General features: G+C 57.2%; 7 protein-coding genes, 1 tRNA gene and 1 pseudogene. 7 read left to right on the top strand and 2 right to left on the bottom strand.

From position 1 onward, the window contains the following. Positions 1-292: 292 nt before the first annotated feature. Together ACI3K0_RS28555 and ACI3K0_RS28550 are read left to right on the top strand one after the other, a co-directional pair. A tRNA-Met gene (locus tag ACI3K0_RS28555) sits at positions 293-369 on the top strand. A 484-nt stretch (positions 370-853) separates the two neighbouring features. Next, complete coding sequence (locus tag ACI3K0_RS28550; protein WP_404946804.1) at positions 854-1,093, top strand: hypothetical protein; 240 nt, start codon at positions 854-856, stop codon at positions 1,091-1,093. Between the two features lie 9 nt (positions 1,094-1,102). Here ACI3K0_RS28550 and ACI3K0_RS28545 read toward each other — a convergent pair. Both ACI3K0_RS28545 and ACI3K0_RS28540 read right to left on the bottom strand, forming a co-directional pair. Next, positions 1,103-2,170: pseudogene (locus ACI3K0_RS28545) on the bottom strand (recombinase family protein); the annotation flags it as partial. Positions 2,171-2,277: 107 nt separating this feature from the next. Beyond that, positions 2,278-2,862 (bottom strand): hypothetical protein, encoded by a 585-nt coding sequence (locus ACI3K0_RS28540; RefSeq protein WP_404946803.1) that lies wholly within the window; start codon positions 2,860-2,862, stop codon positions 2,278-2,280. Between the two features lie 529 nt (positions 2,863-3,391). On the opposite strand from ACI3K0_RS28540, the gene ACI3K0_RS28535 reads away from it, so the two are divergent. The 5 genes from ACI3K0_RS28535 (at position 3,392) to ACI3K0_RS28515 (ending at position 8,912) form a co-directional block, all read left to right on the top strand. Further along, the gene (locus tag ACI3K0_RS28535; RefSeq protein ID WP_404946802.1) at positions 3,392-4,405 is read left to right on the top strand and encodes a hypothetical protein; all 1,014 of its coding nucleotides are present in this window, start codon (positions 3,392-3,394) and stop codon (positions 4,403-4,405) included. A gap of 471 nt (positions 4,406-4,876) precedes the next feature. Continuing rightward, positions 4,877-5,767 carry a hypothetical protein gene (locus tag ACI3K0_RS28530; protein WP_404946801.1) on the top strand — a complete coding sequence of 297 codons (891 nt, stop codon included), beginning with the start codon at positions 4,877-4,879 and terminating at the stop codon, positions 5,765-5,767. 75 nt (positions 5,768-5,842) lie between these two features. Continuing rightward, entirely contained in the window at positions 5,843-6,163 is a 321-nt protein-coding gene (locus ACI3K0_RS28525) for a hypothetical protein (RefSeq protein WP_404946800.1), read from the top strand. Next, positions 6,160-8,160, top strand: a complete 2,001-nt coding sequence (locus tag ACI3K0_RS28520) for an ATP-binding protein (protein ID WP_404946799.1) — start codon at positions 6,160-6,162, stop codon at positions 8,158-8,160. The genes ACI3K0_RS28525 and ACI3K0_RS28520 overlap by 4 nt, the downstream gene beginning before the upstream one ends. Beyond that, on the top strand, positions 8,157-8,912 hold the full coding sequence (locus ACI3K0_RS28515; RefSeq protein ID WP_404946798.1) for an ATP-dependent Zn protease: 756 nt from the start codon (positions 8,157-8,159) through the stop codon (positions 8,910-8,912). Before ACI3K0_RS28520 ends, ACI3K0_RS28515 begins: the two co-directional genes overlap by 4 nt. Positions 8,913-9,017: the final 105 nt, after the last annotated feature.

Genomic DNA, 9,017 nt, shown 5'->3' with positions numbered 1-9,017 from the left:
GTACTCCGTCTCAAGACGTGGGAGAGTAGGTCGCTGCCAGGTCTTCTAAAGGCAATGTAACAATCAATCTTCTCGACACTCCTCGGCCCAAGCCGAACATCCAATTGGGCCGCCTAAGCGGCCCTTTTCGTTTAAAGGTCTTTGCAGGACAAAACCAATGAAGGATCGCTCACAGGCGCAAGCCGGTGCGCCCCTTACAGGAGACAAAACATAACGGTTTTGCTCCGGCACAGTCCGCCAACGATTAATCGTTGGCGTAATCGCGATAAATCCCAAAGGGATTTACGCTTGGCGCGGGGTGGAGCAGCCCGGTAGCTCGTCAGGCTCATAACCTGAAGGCCGCAGGTTCAAATCCTGCCCCCGCAACCACTGAGACTTGTAACATCTTCCACTCAGCCTCCGCCTCGGCAAGAACCGCCTTGCAGCGCGCGTGAAAGTCCAATTTTTCCTGTAGGTTAGTGAAACTGCCGGACTTGACCCGACTTACGAACTCGTCGTGGTTCTTCTGGCGGATGCCTGCGCTGTATTCCTGAAATGCCTGCATCGATGCCAGGATTGATGCCAGTCGGCCAATGATCGTCAGCTCGGCAGCTTTGCCGTCGGCGGACGGCACGATGACGACCTTCTGTAGCAATTCGCGGATGAAGTTGAAATGTTGCGCGACGGCATCGTCCTCGGTGTTGCCTGAGCGCGCAACGGTGGTCATTGCGGCGATCGCGGCCGCGTACATGGATGGATTGATAATAAAGGTCTTGGGCGCACCGCGGCGCTTGCCTTTTGATCTGGAAAGATCAGCCTGGATTGTATCTCGCTGTTTCTGCAATTCATCGAGCATTTTGTTGAATGCCTCGATTTGCGGCTGACCGTTGATGACACGCTCCATCACCTGCGCTGCCACGACATCCTGCCGTTTGGTAACGTCGCGCAGGTCCGCTTCCAACTTTTCCTTTTGACGTTGACTGGCCTTGCCCGCCGCCTGCAGCTGCTTGTTGATCTCATCCTGGATCGACGCGGTGCTTTCGACGGAGAGAAGGCGGGCCGGGATTGCGTCAAGGACGCGACGCTCGAGTTCGGCTCTGCTGATCGTCCGTGAATTCGGGCAGACCTCTCGACCGAGATGTTCGATGGGCAGGTGCTTGCTCCTGTTCTTGCAGCCGAACCGGGCGTTTGCGATAACCGAGTATGGGCCACCGCAAATTCCACATTCGAGCAAGCCGCTGAACAGATACTTTGGCCGGTGAGAGCGATTGAGCCGATTTGTCGCCGTGTGGACAAAGCTCGCGCCGACCTCGAGTTGTCGCTTCTTCACCTTGGCCCATAGCTCGTCATCGACGATACGCAACTCTGGTACTTCGGAGACCACCCACTCGCTTTGATCGTTCAGACGAGCTTCACGTTGTTCTGTCTCGGGGTTCTTTCGAAAATTACGTCGATTGAAAACGATGCGGCCGACATAGGTCTCGTTGTTGAGAATGCCACTGCCACGGTTGCGGTGTCCGCGAATGGCGGTATCGCGCCACAGCGCACCGCGTGGGCCGGGAACGAAGGGATCACGGGCATTCAGTTCGATCGCCATGTCCTGCGGCGTACGACCCAGCGCGTACTGTTCAAAAATCCAACGGACGATCTCGGCCTCTTCTTCGTCGATCTCCCGTAGTCCGGCAATGCGGTTGAATTTGTCATCGTGTTCAAGCTTCACACGGTATCCGTATGCGATCCCGCCCGCTGCCTTTCCCTTTCGAACAGCGGTCTTCATACCTTCGCGGGTTTTGTAACGGGTCTGTTCGATCATGTCGTGGCTGATGATCGAGCGAAGGCCCAACTCCATATCATTGACTGGTGCGGCGTTCTGAACAGTCCAGAGCTCTACGCCATGATGCCGAAGCTGTTTCAGAATTGCGGAGCTGTGCTCCATATCGCGCGAGATGCGGTCGACAGACATGCAAAGCAGAATGTCCAGGCCACCACGCTTGATCCGGCGTAGAACGGCCTGAATACCCGGGCGGGATTTAAGCTTTGTGCCGCTGATAGCGCGGTCATCAAACACCTCTTCAACCGCCCATCCACGCCCATGCGCAAACTCGTTTGCCAGAGCTACTTGCGTTTCGATGGATTGCTCGTCCTGACGGTCGGTCGAGTAGCGGGCGTAGATGATAACGTTCTTGGACATCAGGCAGCCTTAGAAAAAATGCGATAGGCTCACTTAGTGAGAAAAACCGGCATTCCAACCCGACCGGCAATTTAGATTGCCGGCGGTGGAAACAGAGGCGATCGACTTTACGTGATCGCTCTGGACGGGAGACCGGGAAGGCCTGGTCGGCTGAGCATCTTCGCGAACGCGGCGGGTTCCGAGAACAGGCGGGCTTGAAGTCTCGGATTGAAGAGGAGGCCGTAAACTTCAGTGAAACGCATTGCCGCCAGCAGTGCATCGAGTTTGAAGGTAATGCCGTAATAGACGGCGCCATCAGTCTCCTGCCAGGTCAGGTCGATTGCTCTGCCTGCTGTATTAACAAGCCATGCATGTTCGTAGGCGAGGCCGAATTCTGCATCCAGTGCATAACCTTCGGCATAGAGGAAGGGCGGGTTGTCGGCACCGACGAACTGCATCAAGGCGCTCGTGCAATTCTTGAAGCATTGGCCACTTGGACCTTTCCGCAGTCTTGCGGGATAGCGATCGACATGGGCAAACCGCTTCCCATACTTCAGGAGCGCCGCATTGGCGTTGAAGCGTTGTTCGCCTTCATTGAAGATGTCGAGCATCTTCAGGATTGGCTCGATGTCATCGTCGGTGCTGGGCAGGGCCAAGGTAGATGAGTTAGCGGACATGGGTTCTCCTTCAGCTCCGCGCATCGTTTCGTTCATTCATGACTTTGAAAACGATGGCGGGACCGTGAGAGCCGGTTTGTCCGCCGCTGGCTGCTTAGACGACGACCGGTATTCCCATGACACTCTCACATGCGCCGGGACAGCTCGTCGTGGAGCGATACATACTTACGAACGAGCCGAACGCAACTGGGTGTTAAGCGGGGCGACAGATCGATCTGTCGAAAACGTTAATGAAGGGTTTATGGGGGCGAGGCAGTGAAAAGGCTGAATGCAGGCCGCGATATCGTTGCATGCCGGCGGCCGGTGAGCAGCGGAGGCAACAAGCCAATCAAACTAGAAGGAATTGCGGTATCGGGTCCTTTATCTGAAATAAAGTACAATCAATACGGGAATCCGGACTTGATTTTAGGCTTGGTGATTGACTGCGGCAGAATGTCGCAGAGTGGGCCTTTTGAACCAGTTTTACTTCCTCAAAAATCTCAATGAAATCAATAAAAGCAATTTTAAATGAGAGTGTTGACAATCGGCCGTGGTTTGACAGGGGCCAATCCTCGGGTGATCATTGATGTACGGCATCGGTGCTGCATCACACGAAAGGAAACACATGAACACAGTAATCGCATTGAGTGGACACAACCATAAGAAGTCCCTTGGCGCTTCCGCTGCTACGGCCATTGTGCCAGTTAGCTCGCAAGCAATTCAGGCAGCCGACGATGCGCTGCGGCGTATGAGGGAGAAACTTGTCGCATTGACCCAGCGGTCCAACATGCACGCATTTGAACTTGGAGAAACCTTTGCCGAGGCGAAGGCACTGGTCCCGGAGAAGAAGTTTGGGCAGTGGCTCAAACAGTTTACCGATTATACGGTTCGATCGGCCTGGAATTACATTGCTGTTCACGAGCGTCTGCAGGATTACCGCGAGCCATTGCTCGCCCACGCGGTCATGCCGACCGTAATGTTCGAACTCGCCAAGGGCGAGCCTGCCGAGATAGCGGCGGTGGTGGCCAGGATTGATGCCGGCGAGCGAATTCGCGTCAAGGACGTGAAGGCAGCTCTCGGGGTGCCAAAGGAGAAGGATGCGGTTTCGCCTCTTGAAGTCGGGGGCATTACGGGTCTCCGCAAGGCTGCTCAGCTGAAGACGGATCAGGATGTCGCCGCGTTCCATGGCCTCGCTACCTCCGTGCTCAAGGCCGTCGAGGTCGCGCTCGAGCCTCTGGCAAAGAAGAGAAGGGTCAAGAAAGGTGATCTCCAGGATGCCGTGACGTACGATTGCCGCCATGCGCACGATCTTCTCAACAGCATCGCCTCACCTCTACAGCCAGGCATCAGCGCACATTTGAACTGGCGTGCAGCCAAGCTGCCGGCTGACACATCCTGGCGAAAAGTTCAGGCTCTGCTTCATGCCATGGGTGGTGAGGATTGGCCCGACTACAGCACTGCGCTCGTGCCGTGGCTTCAGGACGAGGTCGTCCCGCTGCTTCGTTTCGTCGTTCATGGTGAGCCGCTAGTCCTGGAAGCTCGCATCGCCGCAGTTGAGGATAAAGCAACAGCACAAGGCGAGTTGGCCCGTGTGGCCTGATCCCATCTGCTGCCCATTCCAAGAGCCCCGCCGTCGAGCGGGGCTTTTTGCGTTCGGGGCATCCGCGTCGCTTGTTAACCATGCCGGAGCTCTCTGTTCCGGATGCGTTCTAACCGGCTTGCCGGACATCTGACACCGGGCTATGTCGAGAGTGTCAGCAGAAACACCTGGTTCTGCAGTCACTTAGCGGCTCTCCCCGGTGCGCCAACACCGAACGAGAGCCTGACCAGAAACCTTCTCTCGAAAGGCCACCGGCTATGTCGATCCTTAACCGCTTCGCTTCCCGACCGGAAGCATCTCCCCCTCGCTCTCCTGTTGAAACCCGCTCATTGCCGCGATCCGTCGCGCGCTGATCAGTCTTCAGGATCGCCGTCCAGGCATCAATGCGGAAATCATTTCCGCATTCGCGGACCCGCGTCCGCCTGTATGGTGCCAGCCGCTGCGATCCTGTCCCAACAACGGGAGAGAATAATGCCAATCAACAATGATGCCGCTCTCGGCACTGCCAGCTATATCGAATTGCTCGATCTCGCGGAGATGAGCACTCAGGTCGACGCACTTGTCACGGAGGTTGTGTCGTCCGCGTTGTCGGTCGATCTGCTTCGTCAGGCCCTTGCGACGGGTATCAATGATCTCGCAGCCTTGCTGCGCGCCGTGCCTGTTGCCGAGGGACGGCTGCTCGAACGTGGTATTGGCTTCGTCGCCAGGCGCAATCCCGATCTTGTGATTCTGACCGACAATTTGCGACTGCCCGTCACGAAGGCCGCTTCGGAGTTGGTCGCGATGAATGATCCGGCTTTGGTGAAGTCGCTGAGCCTTGATGCCGACCACGGTGGACGAAAGAGTTACACGCCCGACTTGCTCATTCTCAACAAGGTGACGAAGGTCGCGCATCTGGTTGACGTCAAGCGAAGCCTCGGGTCCTACGAAGTCTCACGCATCACGGAGCTGAAGCAGCGAATGTTGGCGGCAGCTCTGGTTGTTCCCGACTTGCTGTTCAAGGAACATCGGCGACTGCATGTTGAGGAAGTCCGTGTTGTCATCCTGAATGCCGAAAACCAGCGTACCGATATCGGTGGCGGGGTCTGGCCGCTGACACACCTCGATCATCTCGTCGAAATCACGGGCGCCGGCCGACTTATGGAGCATTTGCGGAAACGGTTCCAGGCAGAGGTTGAGGCGAACTGGTCGGTTGCGCTGCGCGGTCATGGTCCTCATGCCGACAATGCTTGCTCCTCTCGGATCGCTGAGCCTGAAACTGGCTTTAGGCCACCTTCGCAGAAATCCGAAGAACAGTCACCTACGGATAGAGTGCCGGTATCGATCGGGTTTGCGCGGACACCACGAATGGCTGGGGCCTGACCGCCCCCTTTCTCATCGTTCCCTATGAAGCTTCAAGCCCGCTGTCATCAGCCGGGCCAACGGGAGACGTCTGCCATGACGCTATCGAATTCCAACATCATTGCCTTTCCTTCGCCGATGAACCTGTCAATCGTAATGCGACCCTCGGCACGGAAATCCATTTGCATCGGAGAGCTGCGCAAGCTCAGCGCGGACGAGCGAGCCGACTATATCGTATCGATCATTCGGCCGGCGATCGGCTTTGCCCGGCGAAAAGGTACCGGGCTCGATAGTCTGCCGGCGCAGTTGCGGGCATGGTTGCTCGAATTGTGCGACATCGGCGATCCGACGTGCATGGTGATCCGGGATTGGCTCAACGGTAATCCTCGCTTCTCGACTTCGGAGGAGAGAGCATGATGGAAGTGTTGGAACACCGTATCCGCCGATACATGCTCGCGAAGCTTCGTCGCCGTGCCGTCCTCGATCTCTATGAAAAGGCTTCGGTCGCTGGATTGCTCGAAAGCCGGTTTCTCGGAGACGATCCGGCGGGCGGGGCTGTCTGGTCCGCACCGCACACGGCAAGGCAATTCCTCGTCGGCGACCTTAATCGCGATCGTGAGATCGTGCGGCGGATGATCGGTTCAGGAGCCAGGTTCCAGATCGACGATGGTCGTGGGACGTCTGCTGGCCGTAAAACAAAGGTTGGCCGCGGCGGTGTATTTGACTGGTCTGTTCCGCAGCTCGATAAATCGCGGAACGCCAAGAAACGCTTGCATGATGACCAAGGCCGAGGCGAGGGGCCAGGTCGCGACAACAGATATGTCTTCGAGCTGCTCAAGGAACATCTCCCTGCGCCTAAACCAATGCATGTTGCCGTTGCACTTCTTGTTGCGCGGGCTGTCGGTTCCAGCTTGTCGAAGCAGTCCAGACTTACGGAAGCGCTCCAAGGGTCGACACCGTTCGTCCTCATCAAAGCGCCAGTCCCACGTTTTGAGACGGGCTTCGGTATGATGTTGGAGGACGATCTGTTGCTTCCATTCAGGGTGACGCTTCAAGACGTGATGAGCGAAGGGCCTCTTTCTGGTCGGTTTCCCTCAGCGCGGACATCGGACCCTCGACGCAGGCTTAAAACCTTGGCGGGGTCAGCTGTCGCGAAATCGGACGAAGGCACGGTGCGCCGGCGGCTTCGCCGAGCGATGACCGATGAGCCGGCCCCGATCGTTCTTGCCGATGAGATGTCGGCAGCGTTGACACCGGTCGTGACGGAAACCGCTGACCTGGTTCTCGAATGTACCGGGTTCGATCGCGCGATGATTGCCGATCTTCTGCATATCTGTGTCGGAGTGCGACCGGAAGACACTTTGAAGACAATGGGCGAATTGCACTTTGACCCTGAAGGCATGTCGCTTGACGATCTGGTGCTGGCAGTGCGGCCAGGCAGGTCGGCGAAGGAAGTCCTGACCGTTCTGACGATTCTGATTGATCGTTTCGCTTCGGGCCAGGCAGACCACAGGCATGCAAGTCAAAACGATGGAAGGCGAGGCTCCGGAGGAAGTGGAAGCTCTTCAAAGCAAACCGAGCGAAAGGCGAAGCTGCAGGATGTCGGTATTGAGGTGATCGAGCCCGCGTCTGTCGTCGCTGGTGATGCGAATGATCCTTCGGCGCATGCGAGGAGCGTCAATTCCAGGCTTGGCACAACATCGATCGAAATCCTGTCGGGATACGGCGCTGCTCGAGATTGGGCTCTCGACCTCAAGACCGATCTCGCTCTCTGGCGGGATGGAGGTCTTTCGTGGGATGAAATGAGCACGAAGCTTTTGCTGTCCGGGCCACCGGGGACGGGAAAGACGACCTATGCGCGGGCGTTGTGCAACACCCTACGGATTCCGCTGCTTGCGACATCGGTCGCACATTGGCTTGAACCGGGTTATTTAGGCGATGTTCTGAAGCGGATGTCGACCGCGTTCGAACTGGCCACTGCCAGAGCGCCCGCGATCCTGTTCATCGACGAGATCGATGGTATCGGGTCGCGTCAGTCTTCGGGTGGCAGAAGCTATGACGATTATTGGGTCTCGGTGATCAACCGGCTTCTCGAACTGCTGGATGGCGCTTCGAAAACGGAAGGCATCGTGGTCGTCGCGGCGACAAACCTGCCGGAGAAGATCGATCCTGCTCTGCTTCGATCCGGTCGGCTTGAAACCCATGTCCGGGTTCCACTGCCTGATATCGACACGCTGGTCGAGATTATGGCGCATCATCTCGGGACCGATCTGCCCGAGGTCATGTCGTCCGCCCCCTCCATGCAATCCTTGCCGCGATTGAAGCCACGAAAGGCGCGGGATCATGTTCCGCAGCAGCTTCGAAGAAATTCCGAGAAACGAAAGAGAGACCGCGAAAAAGGAGCAAAGCCATGACAATCTCAAGTCTGCTTTCGAGTGATGTCCTTAGGCCCTTGGCGCTGTTGGCGCTCGGAAAGACAGGCGCCGATATCGAACGGCTGGTACGCGAAGTCAGGCGAACGGCGCGACGGTCTGGCCGTGCCATGAATTGGTTCGATCTCGAGATTGCCCTGCGGACAGGGCAGGCAGAGCTCTCAGCCGACTTTCGACGAAGGGCTGCTATCCATGAAGCGGGGCATGCGTTGGTTTATACGGTGACTGGGATCGCCGAAGTATATTCGGCGAGCATCGGACACCACGGTGTCGGCATGGTCGCGACAATCAAGAATTCTTCGCTCGCGCAAACGGAGACGTGGCTGATGCACAGCATCGCCTGCCTCCTTGCCGGTCGCGCCGCCGAGCTGCTGCTGATCGGGGAGGCGGTGGCCGGTGCTGGTGGTGCGGATGAAAGCGATCTGGCGCGCGCGACGGCGATGGCTCTGGCCGCGGAGACAAGTCTCGGATTCTCCGAACATCAACCGCTGCTTTATCGCTCGAAATCGGCAACAACCAACGAGCTGGCGCTTGATCGCCAACTTGCCGACCGCGTCAACCGGCGGCTCGAAGCGGCCGAGAAAATTGCTCGGAGCATCATCGAGGAGAACCGGCATGCGCTTGAGGATGTCGCGGCAAGATTGGAAACAGTCAGTGTGCTGTCCGGCGATGAAGTGAGGCATCTGCTGTCGGGGAAGGCCAGTGTTACGCGATCTCCTGGAGTGTCATCATGATCGCAATCCGCGATTCCGATCGGCACCACGGTGATTCTGATCTCGGAATTATCGATTCAGAAGTCGGATAATTCGATTCCGACTTCCAAATATTCGGTGCCAACC

Origin of the sequence: Rhizobium sp. ZW T2_16 (genome assembly GCF_044987325.1) — a bacterium.
Lineage (GTDB): Bacteria > Pseudomonadota > Alphaproteobacteria > Rhizobiales > Rhizobiaceae > Neorhizobium > Neorhizobium cellulosilyticum.
The sequence above is the reverse complement of the archived record's forward strand: the minus strand, read 5'-3'. Positions and strand labels throughout refer to the sequence as shown.

What these genes read in the sequence shown, in the direction of transcription:
- ACI3K0_RS28540 (WP_404946803.1), bottom strand. Translation starts at nt 2,862, where the DNA reads ATGAACGAAACGATGCGCGGAGCTGAAGGAGAACCCATGTCCGCTAAC.
- ACI3K0_RS28535 (WP_404946802.1), top strand. Translation starts at nt 3,392, where the DNA reads ATGTACGGCATCGGTGCTGCATCACACGAAAGGAAACACATGAACACA.
- ACI3K0_RS28530 (WP_404946801.1), top strand. Translation starts at nt 4,877, where the DNA reads ATGCCAATCAACAATGATGCCGCTCTCGGCACTGCCAGCTATATCGAA.
- ACI3K0_RS28525 (WP_404946800.1), top strand. Translation starts at nt 5,843, where the DNA reads ATGACGCTATCGAATTCCAACATCATTGCCTTTCCTTCGCCGATGAAC.
- ACI3K0_RS28520 (WP_404946799.1), top strand. Translation starts at nt 6,160, where the DNA reads ATGATGGAAGTGTTGGAACACCGTATCCGCCGATACATGCTCGCGAAG.
- ACI3K0_RS28515 (WP_404946798.1), top strand. Translation starts at nt 8,157, where the DNA reads ATGACAATCTCAAGTCTGCTTTCGAGTGATGTCCTTAGGCCCTTGGCG.